Raw genomic sequence first — 17884 nt, forward strand, 5'->3', positions numbered from 1 at the left:
ACATGGCACAGATCAAGCTCGGTGAACTGCTGATCAAGGCGAACGTGCTCCAGGAGAGCCAGCTCAAGGCGGCTCTTGCGGAGCAATCGAAGTGGGGCGGCAAGCTGGGAGAGATCCTGGTCCGCATGAGCCTCGTCTCCGAGGACATCCTGGTCCGGGCTCTGTCCAAACAGCTCAACATCCCCGCGGTGAACCTGGACGCGGTGCAGGTGCTGCCTCCGCATGTGCGCTCGAAGATCCCGGCGCAGACGGCTCGGGACTTCGCGGTGCTGCCGCTGCAGCTCCGGGATGATGGCAAGACGCTGGTGGTGGCCGTGGCGGATCCGCTCAACGTGCGCCACCTGGACGAGCTGCGCGCCATCACCAAGTGCCGCATCGTCCCCAACGTGGCGGGGCGCACCTCGATCGCCCGCGCCTACGCCCGGCTCTACGAGGAAAACGCGGAGCTGGCGGAGGCGGACACCAACTTCAAGGTGATGGACGCGCACGGCCGCACGGTCATCAAGAACATGCGGGACGGCAGCTCCGAGCAGAGCTCGGCTCCACCCCGGCCGTCCGGGGGCGGTGCTCCTGCTCCCGCTCCCGCCCCCGCGCGCCCCTCCGCCGCGGGCGTGCCCTCGGTGAGGCCCGCGGCCTCAGGGAACCCTTCCGAATTGCTGAAGACGGTCGAGGAGGTGCAGCGCAAGGAGGTCGCGGCCCTCAAGGCCATGGTGGAGCTGCTGATCGAGAAGGGCGTGTTCTCTCGCGAGGAGTACCTCGCCAAGGTGAAGCGGTAACATCCGGCCATGCGCAAGAAGATCGGCGAGCTGCTGGTCGAGTCCGGGTATGTGACCGAGGCGCAGGTGCGAACCGCGCTGGGCCAGAAGCGTTCCTATGGCCGGGGCCACCGGCTGGGCTCGGTGATGGTGTCCATGGGGATGATCACCCCCAAGCAGCTCGCACGCGTGCTGGCCACGCAGTTCGACATGCCCTTCGTGGAGCTGCCGGACCTTCCCCCGGACGTGGTCGGGCTGCTCTCGGTCGACTTCCAGGCCGAGCACCGCATCGTCCCCTTCAAGCTCGAGGCGGAGGGCAAGACCGAGCGGCTCCATGTGGCGGTGGAGGATCCGGCGGATCTCTCTCTGATCGATGAGCTGCGCTTCCAGCTCCACAAGACGCTGCGCGTGTACGTGGCGGCCTCGGACGACATCGACAACGCGCTCGTGATGGCGCGAGGAGAGAAGCTGGACATCGTCCAGGCGGTCTCGCTGGAGGAGGAGCCGGGAGACGGCGGTGCGATGAAGATCGATCGCGGGGCCCCGCCCGTGGTGCAGGGCAGGTGGGCCGCCGATGAGATCACTCCGGCCATTCCCCGGCCCACGCCTCCCTCCCTGACGGCGGCTCCCGCGCCGCCGCCTCCGCCTCCGAAGGAAGCGGCCACGGACTTCATCGACGATCTGCTCGGGACGAAGAAGCGCCCGGCGCCGCCTCCGCCCCCTCCGTCGGTGCCGGAGCTGGAGACTCCGGATGCGCCGAAGGTGCCGGTGGTCATGTTCGGCGGGGCCGCGAAGAACGTGAAGCCTCCCGAGCGCAACCTGCCGCCGGACTTCTCGGAGGAGGATCTCCAGGTGCTGGACAACCTCGAGCGCCTCTCGCAGGGCGAGGAGCCAGCCTCTCCCATGCAGAAGATCATGCCCGCCCAGATGGTGGCGGCGCTCGTCCGGCTGCTGATCAAGAAGCGCGTCATCCAGGAAGAGGAGTTCCTGGAAGAGCTGTCCCGGAAGTAAGGGGCGCGCCGGGCGGTTGGCGCCACGTCCCGAGTCCCTGCCCATGACCGAGCCTCTCCTCGAAGTCCGCGGCTTGAAGACCCGGTTCTCCCTGGAGGAGGGCTCGGTGCTGGCGGTGGACGACGTGTCCTTCTCCATTCCTCCCGGCGGCACGCTGGGGATGGTGGGCGAGAGCGGCTGCGGCAAGAGCGTCACTGCGCTCTCGGTGATGCGGCTGGTGCCGGATCCGCCGGGCAAGGTGGTGGGCGGGGAGATCCGCTTCAAGGGCAAGGATCTGCTGGCGCTCCCCGAGGAGGAGATGCGCCGCATCCGAGGCAACCAGATCTCCATGGTGTTCCAGGAGCCGATGACGTCGCTCAACCCCGTCTACACGGTGGGCGAGCAGATCGGTGAGACGGTGCGGCTGCACCAGAGGCTGGACCGGAAGCGCGCGAAGGAGCGCGCGGTGGAGATGCTGCGCCAGGTGGGCATCCCCGCGCCCGAGCAGCGTGTGGAGGCGTACCCGCACCAGCTCTCCGGAGGCATGCGGCAGCGGGTGATGATCGCCATGGCGCTGGCGTGCAACCCGGAGCTGGTCATCGCCGACGAGCCCACCACCGCGCTGGATGTGACGATCCAGGCGCAGATCCTGGATCTGCTCAAGCGGTTGCAGGCCGAGCGCGGGATGGCGGTGATGCTGATCACCCACGATCTGGGCGTGGTGGCCGAGAGCTGCGACGCGGTGGTGGTGATGTACGCTGGCCGAGTGGTGGAGCAGGCCCCTGTACGCGCCCTCTTCAGCCGGCCCGCGCACCCGTACACGGCGGGCCTGCTGCGCTCGATTCCGTCGCTCCAGGCTGTCCACAGTGGAGCGGAGCGCCCGCGGCTGAAGACGATCCCCGGCATGGTGCCCAGCCTGCGCCGCCTGCCCGTGGGCTGCCGCTTCCGGGACCGATGCGAGCGCGCGCTCGAGGTCTGCGCCCGGGTGGATCCGCCGCTGGAGCTGAAGCGTGACGGGCAGTCCGCCGCGTGCCACAACCCGGTGCCCGTGCCATGACCGAGCCGCTCCTCCAGGTACGAGACGTGAAGACGCACTTCCCGGTGCGCGGCGGCCTGCTCGGGCGGGTGCGCGGCACGGTGAAGGCGGTGGACGGGGTGAGCTTCGACGTGGTGCGCGGCGAGACGCTCGGCCTGGTGGGCGAGAGTGGCTGCGGCAAGAGCACCCTGGGCCGGACGCTGCTGCGGCTCATCGAGCCCACCTCCGGCTCCATCCGCTTCGAGGGACAGGAGCTGACAGGGCTCTCGCAGCGGGAGCTCCGCCCGTTGCGCCGGCGGATGCAGCTCATCTTCCAGGACCCGTACGCCTCGCTGAACCCGCGCATGACGGTGCGCGACATCATTGGCGAGCCGTTCGCCATCCACGGCTTGGCCCGGGGTCGCGAGCGCGAGGAGAAGGTGTTGGCCCTGCTGGACTTGATGGGGCTGTCTCGCGACGCGATGGAGCGCTACCCTCACGAGTTCTCCGGTGGCCAGCGCCAGCGCATCGGCATCGCCCGGTCCATCGCCATGCGGCCGGACCTGGTCATCGCGGACGAGCCCATCAGCGCGCTCGACGTGTCCATCCAGGCGCAGATCGTCAACCTGCTGGTGGACCTGCAGCGCGAGCTGAAGCTCACCTATCTCTTCATCGCGCACGATCTGAAGATCGTCGAGTACATCTCCACGCGCGTGGCGGTGATGTACCTGGGGAAGATCGTCGAGCTGGCGGACTCGGCGGAGCTGTACCGCCGCCCGCGCCACCCGTATACGCAGGCGCTGCTGTCCGCCGTCCCCGTGCCGGATCCGGAGCACAAGAAGACGCGCATCATCCTTCAGGGAGATGTGCCGTCGCCGCTCGCGCCGCCACCGGGGTGCGCGTTCCACCCGCGCTGTCCCTACGCCTTCGAGCGCTGCCGGCGCGAGACCCCTCCGCTCTATGAGCTGGGCCATGGCCACACCGCCGCGTGCTTCCTGGCGGAGCCGGAGGCCCAAGGCCGCGTGCAGCCCACCGCCACGGAAGGAGCCCCAGGTGTTCTGGCTCAGCCATCATCATGAGGAGGAGTACAACCGCACCTACGTGCTGGGCGGGCTGCGAGTCTGTGCCCGCTGCCTCGGCACATACCCGGTGCTGCTGGCCTGCATGGCCGGCCTCTTCGCCCTCCGGGCTCCGCTCCAGTGGCGGTGGGATGTGCCGGTGGTGCTCGGCCTCACCCTGCCGGCGCTCGTGGACTGGGCCGTCGGTCGCTTCCGGCCCGCCAGCGGGTCCAACCCCGTGCGCACGGTGACGGGCGTGCTGCTGGGGCTGGCGCTCGGACGCTCGCTGTACGTCCATCTACAGCGGCCCCTGCCGGCCGTCCTGCTGGCACAAGCCGCCCTCGTGACAGCGGTTGCGGTCCCTGTCATTCTCGCCACTTATCGAAGGCCACGCCCCGGCTAGACCCAACTGCCGCTTCGCCCGTTGAAGGTGAGGGTGGGAGGGGGAGCGGGGATGACCCGTGGCCTCGTGATGGGGGAGTGGTGGGACCGCAGATCTCAGACGAGGGGCTGATGCTCGCCTTCAAGGCGGGGGATGCCCGTGCGTTCGAGACCCTGGTGCGCAGGCACCGGGCTCCGGTCTTCAACTTCATCCTTCGCTTCACGGGGCACCGGGCACGGGCGGAGGACGTGCTGCAGGAGACGTGGCTGAAGGTGGTACGCAGCGCTCGGGAGTACGAGGCCAAGGCCAAATTCACGACCTGGCTCTATACGATTGCGAGGAATCTCTGCGTGGACAGTGCGCGCAAAGAAAGCTACCGGCAGGCCTCCTCTCTGGAGGCACCCACGGGCAATGGGGCCGGCGGCGATGAAGGCCGGCCGCTGGGAGAGGGACTCCCGGACGGCGGAGCCAGCCCCGAGCGCGGCGCGTACAACGCGCGGCTGCGGCCCCTGCTCGAGCGCGCCCTGGCCAGCCTCCCGGAAGAGCAGCGCGAAGTGTTCGTGTTGCGTGAGTACAGCGGCATTGCCTTCAAGGAGATTGCAGAGGTGACAGGCGTCTCCGAGAACACGGTGAAGAGCCGCATGCGCTACGCCCTGGAGGGGTTGCGCAAACGGCTCGTGGAGATGGGCGTGGACGGGGATCTGGCCGAGGACGGAAGGACGGTGGCGGGATGAAGCCCCAAAACCTGCATGCTCAAGAGGATCGGCTCCTCGACCTGGTCTACGGCGAGCTGCCTCCCACGGAGGCGCAGGCCGTGGAGTCCCACCTCGAGGGCTGTACGCGGTGCAGCGAGCTGCTCGCCGACATTCGCGGGGTGCGCACCACCATGGCGCAACTCCCCCTGGAGCCCGCTCCCGACGCGGGGCTGGAGTCGCTGCTGGCCTACGCGCAGCAGGCCGCTCGCAACGCGGCCGCGGGGCCCGCTCCCAAGCCGACCTGGTGGCGGCGCTGGCTGGTGCCCGTCGTCAGTGTCGCCGCGGTGTGCGCCTTCGGCATCATCTCGATCCAGGTGAGCAAGACGGTGGATCTCAGCCCGCAGCTGGCGGTCAAGGGCGAGTCGGTGCATGGGGCTCCCGCTTCGAAGGAGGCGCAGGCTCCGGCCCCCATGCCGAGCTCTCCCGCTGCGAACGCCGCGCCCGCGCAGACGGAGGAGTCTGCTGCTGCCGCGGGGGCCGCCATGGCTCAGGGGCTGTCGGAGCGGGACTCTTTGAACATGACGCCGCCCCGGCCCTATCCGGCCGCGAAGCTGGATGAGCCGTTGATGGCGAAGGAAGCGCCTCGCAAGAAGGCCTTCATGTCCGGGCCCAAGGCTCCCAGCGCGAACTGGAGCAACGCGGGCGCGGGGGGCGGCTACGAGCGTGGCAAGGTGGCAAACGAGGATCTGGCCGCCCTGGAGAAGAAGTCCGCTGACAAGGTGGAGAAGGACGAGGAGTACAGCCAGCGCGACGCGATGACCCAGATGAGGGGGATCGCCAAGTCCAAGACGATGGTCATGGGCTCGACGCGAGGGGACTCGTCCGCGCAGCAGCCCATGCCTCAGGCGACCGCGATGCCCGCACCAGCTGCCGCCCCACCCGTGGAGGAAGAGCCGGCTCCCGGCTCTGACGGAAAGCTGGCTGAGGGCGCTGTGCAGCGGCAGATGCCCTCCCAGGGTTCGTCACTCCGCCTGAACGGGGGCAGGACGGGCGCGGCTCAGGCCGCCGAGAAGCCTGCCGCCGATGCTCCCGCCGATGACTTCGATGATCTGTTCAGTTCCAAGACGGTGGTGGCGAAGCGGGAGCAGCGGCAGGAGTCGAGAGCCGCTACGCCGCCGCCTCCGCCTTCCGTTGCGGCCCCCAGGCCCTCGACGCCTTCTTCCATGGGCAGCGCGGCTCCCTCAATGTCCACGGCCTCTGCTCAGCCCAAGGGCGGCCAGTCCGCCTGGCGCTCTCCGGCCGAGCTGTCCAAGCTGGCGGCGGAGGCCTTCCGCTCTGGCAACCGGGTCCGCGAGGCTCAACTCCTGGCCCAAGCCCTGGATGAGGGCGCCGCGGGCTCGGAGCGGCTGGGGCTGCTCAACCGCCTCTGTGACGCGCAGTTCGCCATCGGCCAGCGCGAGGCCGCCTTCCAGACCTGCAAGCAGGTGCTGCAGGAGGGGCCTCGCACCGGCGCCGCCCAGATGGCCCAGCGGCGCATGAGCCGCGAGACCAACGAGGCCGAGGACGCCAAGGCCTATGGAGGCGCCAGGGCCTCCAAGAAGGCCGCTCCCGCCGAGCTGGATACGGCGGCCCCTGCCTCAGCCCCGGCCCAGGCTCAGTGACGGAGGGGATTCCACTCTCGGTGCAAGTCGGGAAAGGCAGGCGGAGCCGGTCCAATTGACCGATGCGACCGCTGTTACCTACCGCCGATAATGGAAGTCATGGATTCTGGGGTGTCAGGTCGGGAGTCGGGCCAGGTGGCCGTGGAAGCGGCGTTGATCATGCCGCTGATGGTCTTCATGGCGTTGGGGATCATCCAGCTCACGATGATCCAGCACGCCAAGCTGATGACGGAGTACGCGGCCTACCAGGCGGCGCGAGCGGGCATCGTCTGGAATGGCAACAACGAGCGCATGCACGACGCGGCCATCGTGGCCCTGCTGCCGACCATGGGGCGCACGGACCGCATTGATCGGCTGGCGGTCACCTGGGGCCTGCACAAGCTGTACGATGACGCGCTGCGCACGCTGGCCTGGAACGCCACGCAGGTGAAGCCGCCCGCGTCGTTCAACGGCTCGAACCTGTTCGGGATGATCCGGGTGGACACCATCAACCCGGCCTACTTCACGCCCATCGACAGCATCTGGAAGCTGCGCTCCGGGGCCAACTGGAAGGAGCTGGACTTCGACGGGGCGGAGGGCTTCCCCGAGGTGCCGGCGCTCGAGGACAAGATCCGCAAGTTCTTCAACCTGCCCGAGCCGGATGACTCGGAGACGGTGTACCGCAAGGCCACGCGCCTCACCATCCGCCTGCGCTACTGGTACGAGATGCGGGTGCCGTTCGCCAACTGGATCATCTTCACGGCCTGGTACGCCTCCAACGCCCAGGTGGCGCTGCACGGCGGAATCGATCGGCCCACCCTGGAGAAGGCCAACCTGCTCAACCGGAACGCGAACCTGGACGCGCTGGCGGGCAGGGCCAAGGGCGTGGCCCACGAGCGCGGCTACAACACCGCGTACGCGCCGGAGATGTGGGTCCTCTGGGGGCTGGCCAATGGCAGCATCCCGCTCGTCTCGAGCCTCGTCGGCAAGCGCTACTTCCTGCCGCTGACGGCCACCTACACCATGCGAATGCAGTCCAACTTCCAGCGGAAGTGGATCCTGCACCTCAACCCGGATTGGGGCCTCTAGGCCATGTTCACCCGCGTGCTTCGCCAGAGTTTCCGCCGCCAGGAGGGCCAGGCCCTCGTCGTGGCGGCCCTGCTGGTGTTGATCATGTCCATCGCCGTGCTGACCACGGTGAACCTGGGCCACACCATCCACGAGCGCGTGCGCCTGCAGAACACGGCGGACGCGGCGGCCTACTCCATGGCGGCCATGGAGGCGCGCGCCTTCAACTTCTACGCGTACGCCAACCGCACCCAGGTGTCGCACTACGTCTCGGCGATGATGTGGCAGTCGCTGCTGTCGCTCGTCTACTTCGCCGAGGCCTTCGTCACCGACATCTACGGGTTCATGCGGACGATTGATCCGTGCGCGAACCCAGACGGGGTGTTCTGGACAGTGGCCTGTCCCATCCTCGAGAACGTGATTCCGTACCTCAGTCAGATCATGAAGGTGATCGACAAGTTCATCTCCGTCTACAGGAACCTGATCAAGGGCTTTCAGACCATCCTGCGCACGGCCAACCCGGACAAGTTGATAGGACGCGGGATCATCCCCGCGCACCGGCTGCTCAACTCGGCCATGTTCCTGGCGTCCCAGGTGGTGATGGTGGCCACGTCCTCCCAGGTGCTGCAGACCACGGACTCGGTCATCTACGACAACGACAAGAACGTGGACTCGAAGCTGAGTCAGCTCGCCTCGGGCGCGCTGAACCTCTGTCTCTTCGATCAGGCGCACTTCCGGGAAGCTGGCGGCAGCCCGCTCTCCGCGCCCCACAACCCGCTGGAGCCCATCGATCCGACCAAGAAGCGGCACGCGGAGAAGGAGGCGCGCGCCAAGCGCGTCATGGGCGCCATCACCAACGCCACGCGCTACGCCTGCGACGCCAAGGACGGCTTCTGCCCCGAGGGCTTCATCACCTCGCGCAAGCTGGGAGATCTCATCCCCCTGCCGGACGGCCTGGGGGTCATCCGCGATCTGCTCAGCAAGGACATCGACACGCCGGTCTTCAAGTTCGCCAAGTACGGGCAGACGCGCTTCCTCACGGTGAACAACCCGAACGCGGCCAAGGCCACCCAGGTGAGCGATCCGTACACCCCGCGCAACACGATCCGGGACTGGAACGACGGCATCGAGCCCACGCTCGGACGGATGGCGCAGGGCGACAACATGGGCTCGGACGATCTGTACTGGATCAAGTTCGGCCCGGAGGGCTTCGGCCCGTTCCGCAACCCGTTCGCGTGCAACGACGACGACAACCCCCGCGAGTGCTGGGGCGATCCGCGCAAGGGCTACAAGGAGGGCAGCAGCGACAAGCTGACCTTCAAGCACACGATGAAGACCAGCATCTGGGCGATGAACGAGTCCGAGGGCTCGTACGAGAACGGCGGCGTGCACTGGCGCATCCACTACAACCAGCTGCCCACGGGGGACAGCTGGAAGAAGGTGTACCGGCCCTCGGGCCCCGAGGCGGACGTGGGCGTGCACCGCAGCAAGATCTGCGTGTCGAAGTTCAAGGTGTTCGGCATCTGCCCGGCCCCCGAGATCGAGGTGTTCACGGCCAACGTCATGCCCGCCGAGGACGGCAACCACCCGTGGAAGGGCATCGTCCCGTTCATGCACTTCGAGCCCGGCCAGTACGGAGACACGTGCGGCGGCGCGGCGAACGAGGACGCGGCCACCCGCTACAAGCACGACTTCAACCAGCCCTCCACCTGGGTGGCGCTCAACAAGACGCCGGACCAGGTGACGAACGCGAACCACACCGACTGGGACGGGACGGGCTCCAACGACATCTCGCTGCTGAACGATGAGGGCAAGGTGAACTGGAAGTTCTCCAGCACCACCCCCACGCTGGAGATGCAGAACAAGCGGAAGAAGTTCCTCTCGGCCATTGACGGGCTGAACGTCATCTCGCGCGGGCAGACGTACTACCACCGCCCCGGCAACTGGGCCGAGCAGCCCAACTTCTTCAACCCCTACTGGCGTCCCCGGCTCGCCTCCGTCTACCAGGGCCGCTACTCGCTGCCCTTCGTGGGCCAGTTGATGGACAGCCTGCCCGGCGATCTGAAGAGCATCCCGGCGAAGATCATCACCCACTGAGGCCCGACCGATGAGACCCCTTGCCCAGCGTCAATACGCCCGGCGTGGTGCCGCCACGGTGGAGTTCGCCCTCATCGTGCCGGTGCTGGTGATGATCCTGTTCTTCAGCATGTACCTCACCGAGCTGGTGAGGGCGAAGCTCAAGGTCCAGGAGTTCGCCCGCTACGTCGTCTTCGAGATGACGAGCTACACCCTGAGCGACTTCGCCACCGCCGAGCATGACAAGGCCTTCACCGACGCGAAGAAGGAAGTGATGGACGAGGCGGTCGAGCGCTTCAAGGACATGGACTCGGTGGAGCCCAACGCTCCACAGGGCACCTTCGTCGCCCGGTACTCGGACGTGGCGGGCACGATGCAGAACAAGGACATCCCGCTCTTCGAGGCCGGGCTGGTGCTCGGCAACGACGGCAACGGCTTCGGCAGCGAGGTGGTCAGCGCGGTGAACGTCGGCGCCAACAAGCTGCTCAACGTCTGGAGCTTCAACACCAAGGGGTGGGTACAGTCGGACGTGAGCATGAAGTTCAACAACGTGCTCATCCCCAAGAGCTACCTGGACGAGGGCGGCTCGGGGGGCTTCTTCACGGTGGATCCCACCGGCAACAAGGACATCCGCAGCCTGGCGCTCAAGAGCCGCTTCTCCATGTACGCCGATCCCTGGAACATGGAGGACGGCGCGGACGCCACGATTCGCGGCCGGCGCGCGGGCGCGCACCGCGAGGGGCCCACGGACATGCCCCACGGCCTCTACAAGCAGGTGGACCGGATGGTGTTCCTCGGCGTGCGCAGCAAGCTGGCTGGCGCAGCGGGTGGCGTCATCGGCCAGTTTCAGGACTTCCTGCAGAAGATCTTCCCAGCGTTCGTGGGCACCTTCGTCGTCTCGCACAACTACACCACGAGCCCCGGAGGCGACTTCAGCCGTGAGTGCATCGGCGAGGACCTGGGCATCTCGTCCTATCCGCCCGAAGCCGAGGGTGGCCTGAACAACCTGGACAAGTTCTCGCAGCTCGACTGGCCGCGGCCCAAGTGCTTCGACACGGCGCCGTTCCGGGATCAGCCCTACGACAAGTCCCAGTACATCCAGATCTTCAAGGCGCGTGGCGACTTCTTCATGGGCTGCAAGAACGCCGAGGCCGCGGATCCCTCCGCGCCCAAGAGCGATGAGGCCACGCGAGGCGACGAGAGCAAGGCGAATGCGATCGACTGCGAGTAGAGCGCTGGCCCGAGCCGGGCTGTGGAGCGTGCTCCTCGTGGCGCTGGCCGCGGGCGCCGAGCAGGAGCTGCCCCTGTACCCGGGCGCGGTGCACACGCGCATCGGCAACGATCTGATCATCGCCGGCGAGTACTACCGGCTGGCCTACTTCACCACGGACGACCCGATGGAGAAGGTGGCCGACTACTTCGCGAAGCACTGGCGCGAGCAGGGCTACCCCACGGTGGTGGAAGGGGACCTGCGCGAGGAGGCGGTGGTCTCCGCCCTCTACACGCGCGAGGGCCTGCAGCGCGGCGTGGTGCTGCGCCGGCACCTGGGCAAGACGGTGGGCTTCACGGCGCTGAGGGACCTGTGGGTCCGCGCCCCCAAGAAGCAGGGCGGGCTGGTGAAGCTGGAGGGCACCCTGTTCAGCGAGGACATCACCACGCGGGATGATCCGGGCGGCTCGCAGCACCGCTCCTCGCTGGTGCAGGGGAGCCTGGACACCGTGCGTCAGCAGGTGGCCGAGTCGATGACCCGGCAGGGCTACACGCTGGTCCGTGAGGCCGGCGTGAAGCTGGACGGCGCGCCGCGCTTCACCCTGGAGCACGCTCGCAAGGGCGAGCAGGTGGTGACCACGCTCAGCCGCGTGGACGACGAGACCACGGCGGTGCTCCAGATGTCGGTGGGCTCGGACCGGCCGGACGCCTTGCCCAATGGCGAGGCGGTACGCCAGAGCCGCGCCGCGTACGAGCGCGAGCAGGCGAAGAAGGCCCGCGCGGAGGGCTCGCCATGAGGATGCTGGCGCTCGCCCTCCTGCTGCTCGTGGCGGCTCCGGCTCCCGCGGCCATGCCGGGGAAGGCCGTGCTGGATCACCTGGCCAAGGGCCTGCGCACCACCCAGGTAGGTGACTGGGTGACGTACAAGCTCGATGGGGGTGGGGCGCGCGTCCACTTCTGGCGCCTGGCCGTGGTGGGGGAGGAGAAGGACAAGCTCGGCCGGGACGCGCTCTGGCTGGAGATGGAGTGGGGCACGCACCCGGCCATGAAGGCCCCGCTGGCGCAGATCCGCATGCTCATCGCCCGGGGCGACGGCGTGGCCTTCGACCCGAACGCCATCACCCGCCTCATCGTCGCCATCGGCTTCGACCGGCCCCAGGAGTACTCGCAGGAGGCGCTCGACTGGGCGCTCACGAAGCACGACCCGCCGGGGGAGTCCGCCGCGCCCGCCGCGCCCCCTCAGCGGCTGCCGGACCCTCCCGTGGTACGCTCGGGCAGGGAGACACGCCTGATGACCCCGGCGGGCACGGTGACCGCCGTTCCCGTCGAGGTCATGTACCGCAGCACCGTCATCAAACGCACGTGGGTGAGCCGGGAGATCCCCATCCTCCAGCTCGCGAAGATCGAGATCCCCCGCATCTCCCACGCGCTCGAAGTCGCCGAGTATGGAGTGAACGCCAGGCCCCGCATGCTGCTGCCAGAGCCCAAGACACCGCTGGTGAAGTTGGAGTATGCGGAGAAGGCGTTCCCCCAGCTCCCTTGGTTGGAGGAGGAAAACCCATGAAGGACCTGAACCAGACTCGGACCCGCCGCCGCCGTCAGCGCGGTCAGGCCATGGTCGAGTACTCCATGATCAACTGGATCCTGGTCGTCGCGCTCATCATCTCGGCCTCGGTGAAGATGGACTGGGGCGGCAGCCAGAAGCAAAACGTGATCGATCTGTTCCTGCAGGCCTACCAGGTCTATTACGACTCCTATTACTTCGTGCTGAACCTGCCGTTCCCGTGACGGAGCGCCGCCAGCCTCCCGGCCGCTCCCCGCTGGCGCTGCGCCTCATCCACGCGGCCATCTTCCTCGCGATCTCCGCCGGGGTGATGACCGCGTGCTTCCCGGAGTGGCCGCACGGGGTGCGTGCGCTCCGGCACCCCTATCACGTGGGCACTCCGCCCCAGGCGCTCCTGCTCCTGGGCTTCTTGCTGGGGGCCACCGGAGCGCTGCTGCTGCTGGGCTCGCTCACCCGTGGCCGCTCCGCGCCCCTGGCCGTGTCCTGGCTGATCCTCGGAGGCGCAGGGGCGGCGGTGCTTGGGACGGCGGCCAGCGCTCCTCCCGAGCGCCCCTCCGAGCTCGCCGTGAACACGCGGCTGATTCAGCTCGGCCAGCGCCTCCAGCTCGCCATGGTGAGCCGGCTCCAGGAGCGGGGTGAGGTGCCCGTGGCGCGCGAGCCCTGGCAGCAGGCGCTCGAGCAGGTGGCGCCGGAGGAGAGCCCCATTCGCACCCGGGCCTTTCGCCAGGTGCCGCCCCAGGTGAGCCGGGTGGAGACGCCCGAGGCCCGGCCCCAGCCCCTCGTCCCCGGCATGCTGCTGCTCTTCGTGTCCCCGGATGGCGCTTCCTTCGAGCTGCGCCTCGTGGGGCTGGCCGACGGCTTGCCGCAGGTGCTCGTGGACGAGACCGGAGCCCCCGTGGTGCTGCGCGGCCTCTACAACCCGGACCTGCCCAAGCCCGGCCCGGGGCCCTGATCACGACTGCCTCCCAGCCCTCCTGTCAGGTAGGTTCGAGGCCTCGAAACCCCTGGAGATCACTCTGGATGTCCGGGGTTTGCTGGCTTGTCACGGGAGGTCGTTTTGACACCTGATGCGTCAACCGAATAACATCCCACGCCGCTTTGCACCCCGTGTGCATCCGCGTTTTCCGTTCCCTCGACAAGTTTCCATACGCCATACGGCGTCGCCGCGCTCCTCTGGGAGGTCTTGAGAAATGCTGAAGGGTAAGACTCCACTCATCGTCGCACTGGTTCTCGGTCTGTTGGCCGGTGTCGTGGCGTACTCCGCCATCAAGAAGAAGGAGGCGGATGTCCGCCGCGGCTGGAACCTGGTGCCGGTGGTCGTGGCCGCCCAGGACATCCCCGAGGGCACCGTCGTCACCTTCGACATGATCTCCCAGCGCTCCGTGCCGGAGCAGTTCGTCACCTCCTCGGTGGTGAAGCCGGACTCGGCCTCGTACGTGGTGAACCAGAAGGTGCTGGTGCCGCTGCAGGCGGGTGATCCGCTGCTCTGGAGCCAGTTCGAGACGACCAAGGCCGCCGAGCGCCTGTCCACCAAGGTGCAGAAGAAGGGCCGCGCCATCACCATCGACGCCAAGGCGGCCACCGCGGTGGGCGGCTGGATCCGGCCCAACGATCACGTGGACGTGATCGGCACCTTCCGCGATCCGCAGACGGACGAGAGCGTGGCGGTGACGCTGCTGCAGAACGTGATCGTGCTGGCCACCGGCAAGATCACCGGCACCACGAACGTGAACCTCATCCCCGAGAACCAGCGCGAGTACAGCAACATCTCGCTGCTGGTCATCCCCGAGGAGGCGGAGATCCTCGTCCTGGCGCAGGAGCTGGGCGCGCTCACCCTGTCGCTGCGCAACGAGGACGACGTGGACATCATCGAGGAGCGCGGCCGCGCCACCATCAGCACGCTGCTGTCCGGTGAGCGCACCCGCGTGCTGGAGAAGAAGCGCCAGGAGATCATCCAGATCATCAAGGGCAACGCCGCCGAGAAGAGCGCGGCCGGCGGCCCGCAGTAGTTTGCGGTCCTCTCGTCCTGAGTTCAGCCCCCCAGGGAGCTTCAGCGCATGCTGCCAGGAATAGTCCTACTCCTCGTCACCGGCTCGGTCTTCTTCTTCAGCCTGGTGATCTTCACCGTGCTCGCGAAGGCCTACGAGCAATACCAGGAGCGCTACGTCGCCAAGTCGATGAACGACTTGAGCGACATGTTCCTGTTCATCGACCCGCGGCAGATGTTGATCCTCAACATCGCGTCGATGTGCCTTCTGGGCATCCTCAGCTACATCATCTTCAACCCCATCCTCTGCGTGGGCATGACCATCTTCGGCTTCTTCCTGCCGATGCTGATGGTCAAGTACTACCGCAAGCGCCGCATCAAGAAGTTCAACGTGCAGCTGGTGGACGCGCTGCAGGCCATGGCCAACGCGTTCAAGGCGGGCCTCACCTTCCCGCAGGCCATTGAGCACGTGGCGCGCGAGGCGATGCCGCCGCTGTCCCAGGAGTTCGGCCTGTTCGTGAAGGAAGTGAAGCTGGGCGTCCCGCTGGAGGAGGCGCTCGTCAACATGGCCAAGCGCGTGGGCAGCGACGACCTGGAGCTGGTGGTGGTGTCCACCAACATCGCGCGCCAACTGGGCGGCAACATGGCGGAGATGTTCGAGACGATCTCCACCGTGATCCGCGAGCGCTTCCGTCTGGAGGGCAAGATCGACGCGCTCACCTCTCAGGGCAAGCTGCAGGGGTGGATCGTGGCGTCCATGCCCGCGGTGCTCGGCATGGTGCTCAACTCGATGCGCCCCGACCTGATGGAGCCGATGATGAACCACCTGTTCGGCTACATCCTGGTGACCGTGATCGCCATCATGGAAGTGCTGGGCATCCTGATCATCCGGCGCATCGTCAACATCGACATCTAAAGAGGCGCTCGTGGACGGCTCTATCATCACCAATTTCCTGCTGGGTGGCTCGGCCGTGTTCGCCGCGGGCGCGGCGGCCTTCCTGGGCATCGGCATCTACAACAACTTCTTCGAGCGCTTCGTCTCGGAGGTCTCCGAGGAGTCCGCGGGCGGCGTCCGCGGCATCGGCTCGGTGGCCATCCGCAAGCTGGGCGCCATGAACCGCAAGTTCATGTGGCCCGGCTACGAGGCCAAGATGCGCAAGAACCTCATCAAGGCCGGTGATCCGCAGGGCTACAAGCCCGAGGACATCATGGCCTTGCAGGAGGTGGGCTTCGTCATCGGCCTGCTGATGGGCCTGATCCTCTCCAACGGCCTGGGGCTGAACCTGGCCTGGGCGCTGCTGGGGGCCGCCTTCGGCATGTTCTACCCGCAGATCTGGGTGAACGATCAGGTGAAGAAGCGCCACCTGCTGATCTCCCGCGCGCTGCCCTACAACCTGGACCTGCTGACGCTGTCGGTGGAGGCGGGCCTGGACTTCACGGGCGCGCTCGCCAAGGTGGTGGAGAAGGGCAAGGCCGGCCCGCTCAAGGATGAGCTGGCCCTGGTGCTCAAGCAGCTGAAGATGGGCAAGACGCGTGAAGAGGCCCTCAAGGCCATGATCGTCCGCGTGGACCTGCCGCCGCTCACCACCTTCGTCACCGCGCTGATCCAGGCGGACAAGATGGGCACCAGCCTCGGTAAGGTGCTGCGCATCCAGTCCACGCAGATGCGCATTGATCGCACCCAGCGCGCCGAGAAGCTGGCCGGCGAGGCCCCGGTGAAGATGCTGTTCCCGCTGATCGCCTGCATCTTCCCGACGGTGTTCATGGTGCTGTTCGGGCCCATCGTGTTCCAGTTCATGTTCGGCAACGTCGGGGGGTAGGCCCTGGGGTTCCGGCTGAGCATCTCGAAGGGGCTCCAGGAGGGCCGGGAGATCTCCTTCGAGGATGATGAGATTCGCATCGGGCGCACCTCGGAGAACGAGCTGGTGCTGCACGATCACGGCGTGTCCCGCCGCCACGCGCGCATCTTCACGCGGGGCGGCAGGCTCTACATCGTCGATCTGGGCAGCACCGGCGGCACGCTCTGGAACGGCAAGCCGCTCGGACGCGAGAAGGAGCAGGAGCTCCACAAGGGCGATCGGCTGGCGTTCGGCTCGGTGGAGTTCATCTTCACCCCGCTGACCCCGCCGCCCGCCGAGCCCACCCGGCTGGTCCCCGCCCGTGAGGTGAGGCCCCGCTCGAGCACCCTCATCACCCGCGCGCAGACCCAGCAGGAGATGCAGGCCATCGAGAAGGAGGACACCGGTCGCCACCGGACCCTCACCGAGGTGGAGATGGGGGCCGTTGAGCCTCCGACCGTGAAGCTGGCGCCTCCCGGTCCCGCGGCCACGCTCGTCGAGCTCCAGGTCCCCGCTCCCACGTCCACGCTCGCCGAGATGGAGGAGCTCTCCACCACCACGGTGAAGGCCGCGCCGCCGGCCTCCCGTGCGCTCGCGCGTGCGGGCTCCACGTCAGACTCCGGCCCCGCGCCGTCCGCCGCCGAGCGGGCCCGGCTCCGCCGTCAGCGAGTGGCGACGCTCGGCGGGCATCTCCTGGTCTGGTGGTCGGAGCTCTCGCCGAAGGGAAAGTCCCTCGCGGGGGTGCTGGCGGGGCTCGTCATCGTGGTGGCGGTGGCCATCATCGCGAGCCAGTTCCGCCCGGTGCGCGAGCTGGCCGGGCCCACGGGGCCGGAGCCCACCGAGCTGGGGCTGGCTCCGCTCGGGGACTCCTTCGGCCTGGGCGAGGGTGTCACCTGGAAGCGCCCGGACGAGAAGACGTTCCAGTTCCAGTTCTCCTCGCCGACGCGCGCGGTCGCGATCCTGCACTACCAGGCCCGGGACATCGCCCAGGCCAAAGAGGTGGGCATCAGCCTCAACGGGGTGGATCTGGGCTGGGTGCCGGTGGACAACGCCGAGGCCAACGAGCGCGAGCTCGAGCTGATCCTCCCGCTGCGCGTGCTGCGCCGGGACGGGCCCAACCAGCTCACCTTCGACAATGTGCGCAACCCTCCGGGCCAGGAGCACTGGCGGGTGTGGAACATGTATGTAGAGGTCATTCCCGTCCCCGAGCTGCCCGTGGATCAGCTGCTCGCCAAGGCCAGCAGCGAGGCGACCTCGGCCCGCCGCTTCTATGAGCAGAAGGATGTAGGCTCAGAGAACCTGTTCAAGTCCTGGAAGCTCTTCCGCACGGCGTGGATCACGCTCGAGGCGCTCGACAAGAAGCCGGATCTCTATGAAGACGTCCTCTACATGCTCGCTCAGACAGCAGGCGAGCTGGACCGGCAGTGCCGGGTGCTGATGCTCGATTTTCAACGCAGCCTGCAATTCCGGGATGGGGACAAGGCCAAGGCCACCGTGGAGGAGGTCATGAGGCGCTTCCCTACGACCGAGCATCGCTGCCACAATCTGGCGCTAGAGAAAGCGAACCAGTACGGGCTTCCGATATAGTCGCGGTCTCGTAGGAAGCG

At 67.6% G+C, this 17884-nt stretch carries 18 protein-coding genes; all 18 read left to right on the forward strand.

Annotated features, from left to right (window positions below; genetic code table 11):
- Positions 1-2 precede the first annotated feature (2 nt).
- On the forward strand, positions 3-776 hold the full coding sequence (locus ACJ8AT_RS37315) for a hypothetical protein (RefSeq protein ID WP_407742748.1): 774 nt from the start codon (positions 3-5) through the stop codon (positions 774-776).
- A 9-nt stretch (positions 777-785) separates the two neighbouring features.
- Positions 786-1766, forward strand: a complete 981-nt coding sequence (locus ACJ8AT_RS37320; protein ID WP_407742749.1) for a hypothetical protein — start codon at positions 786-788, stop codon at positions 1764-1766.
- Positions 1767-1809: 43 nt separating this feature from the next.
- Entirely contained in the window at positions 1810-2802 is a 993-nt protein-coding gene (locus tag ACJ8AT_RS37325) for an ABC transporter ATP-binding protein (RefSeq protein ID WP_407742750.1), read from the forward strand.
- Positions 2799-3839, forward strand: a complete 1041-nt coding sequence (locus tag ACJ8AT_RS37330; RefSeq protein WP_407742751.1) for an ABC transporter ATP-binding protein — start codon at positions 2799-2801, stop codon at positions 3837-3839. The genes ACJ8AT_RS37325 and ACJ8AT_RS37330 overlap by 4 nt, the downstream gene beginning before the upstream one ends.
- A complete protein-coding gene (locus ACJ8AT_RS37335) occupies positions 3814-4221 on the forward strand; it encodes a DUF2085 domain-containing protein (protein ID WP_407742752.1) in 408 nt (135 codons plus the stop codon). Before ACJ8AT_RS37330 ends, ACJ8AT_RS37335 begins: the two co-directional genes overlap by 26 nt.
- Positions 4222-4298: 77 nt before the next feature.
- Entirely contained in the window at positions 4299-4934 is a 636-nt protein-coding gene (locus ACJ8AT_RS37340) for an RNA polymerase sigma factor (RefSeq protein WP_407742753.1), read from the forward strand.
- Positions 4931-6556 (forward strand): zf-HC2 domain-containing protein, encoded by a 1626-nt coding sequence (locus ACJ8AT_RS37345; RefSeq protein WP_407742754.1) that lies wholly within the window; start codon positions 4931-4933, stop codon positions 6554-6556. Before ACJ8AT_RS37340 ends, ACJ8AT_RS37345 begins: the two co-directional genes overlap by 4 nt.
- A 111-nt stretch (positions 6557-6667) precedes the next feature.
- Positions 6668-7624, forward strand: coding sequence for a TadE/TadG family type IV pilus assembly protein (locus ACJ8AT_RS37350; protein ID WP_407742755.1), 957 nt, complete (start codon positions 6668-6670; stop codon positions 7622-7624).
- A 3-nt stretch (positions 7625-7627) separates the two neighbouring features.
- Complete coding sequence (locus ACJ8AT_RS37355) at positions 7628-9700, forward strand: pilus assembly protein TadG-related protein (protein ID WP_407742756.1); 2073 nt, start codon at positions 7628-7630, stop codon at positions 9698-9700.
- Between the two features lie 10 nt (positions 9701-9710).
- Positions 9711-10910 (forward strand): TadE/TadG family type IV pilus assembly protein, encoded by a 1200-nt coding sequence (locus tag ACJ8AT_RS37360; RefSeq protein ID WP_407742757.1) that lies wholly within the window; start codon positions 9711-9713, stop codon positions 10908-10910.
- The gene (locus tag ACJ8AT_RS37365; protein WP_407742758.1) at positions 10891-11685 is read left to right on the forward strand and encodes a hypothetical protein; all 795 of its coding nucleotides are present in this window, start codon (positions 10891-10893) and stop codon (positions 11683-11685) included. The genes ACJ8AT_RS37360 and ACJ8AT_RS37365 overlap by 20 nt, the downstream gene beginning before the upstream one ends.
- Positions 11682-12452 carry a hypothetical protein gene (locus tag ACJ8AT_RS37370; RefSeq protein WP_407742759.1) on the forward strand — a complete coding sequence of 257 codons (771 nt, stop codon included), beginning with the start codon at positions 11682-11684 and terminating at the stop codon, positions 12450-12452. The genes ACJ8AT_RS37365 and ACJ8AT_RS37370 overlap by 4 nt, the downstream gene beginning before the upstream one ends.
- The gene (locus ACJ8AT_RS37375; RefSeq protein ID WP_407742760.1) at positions 12449-12676 is read left to right on the forward strand and encodes a hypothetical protein; all 228 of its coding nucleotides are present in this window, start codon (positions 12449-12451) and stop codon (positions 12674-12676) included. Before ACJ8AT_RS37370 ends, ACJ8AT_RS37375 begins: the two co-directional genes overlap by 4 nt.
- Complete coding sequence (locus ACJ8AT_RS37380; protein WP_407742761.1) at positions 12673-13404, forward strand: hypothetical protein; 732 nt, start codon at positions 12673-12675, stop codon at positions 13402-13404. Before ACJ8AT_RS37375 ends, ACJ8AT_RS37380 begins: the two co-directional genes overlap by 4 nt.
- A 238-nt stretch (positions 13405-13642) precedes the next feature.
- The gene (gene cpaB, locus ACJ8AT_RS37385; RefSeq protein ID WP_407742762.1) at positions 13643-14461 is read left to right on the forward strand and encodes a Flp pilus assembly protein CpaB; all 819 of its coding nucleotides are present in this window, start codon (positions 13643-13645) and stop codon (positions 14459-14461) included.
- Between the two features lie 48 nt (positions 14462-14509).
- Positions 14510-15355, forward strand: a complete 846-nt coding sequence (locus ACJ8AT_RS37390) for a type II secretion system F family protein (RefSeq protein ID WP_407742763.1) — start codon at positions 14510-14512, stop codon at positions 15353-15355.
- A gap of 10 nt (positions 15356-15365) precedes the next feature.
- Positions 15366-16259, forward strand: coding sequence for a type II secretion system F family protein (locus ACJ8AT_RS37395; protein ID WP_407742764.1), 894 nt, complete (start codon positions 15366-15368; stop codon positions 16257-16259).
- 21 nt (positions 16260-16280) lie between these two features.
- Complete coding sequence (locus ACJ8AT_RS37400) at positions 16281-17864, forward strand: FHA domain-containing protein (RefSeq protein ID WP_407742817.1); 1584 nt, start codon at positions 16281-16283, stop codon at positions 17862-17864.
- Positions 17865-17884: the final 20 nt, after the last annotated feature.

The organism is Hyalangium sp. (assembly GCF_045802625.1).
Taxonomy (GTDB): domain Bacteria; phylum Myxococcota; class Myxococcia; order Myxococcales; family Myxococcaceae; genus Hyalangium.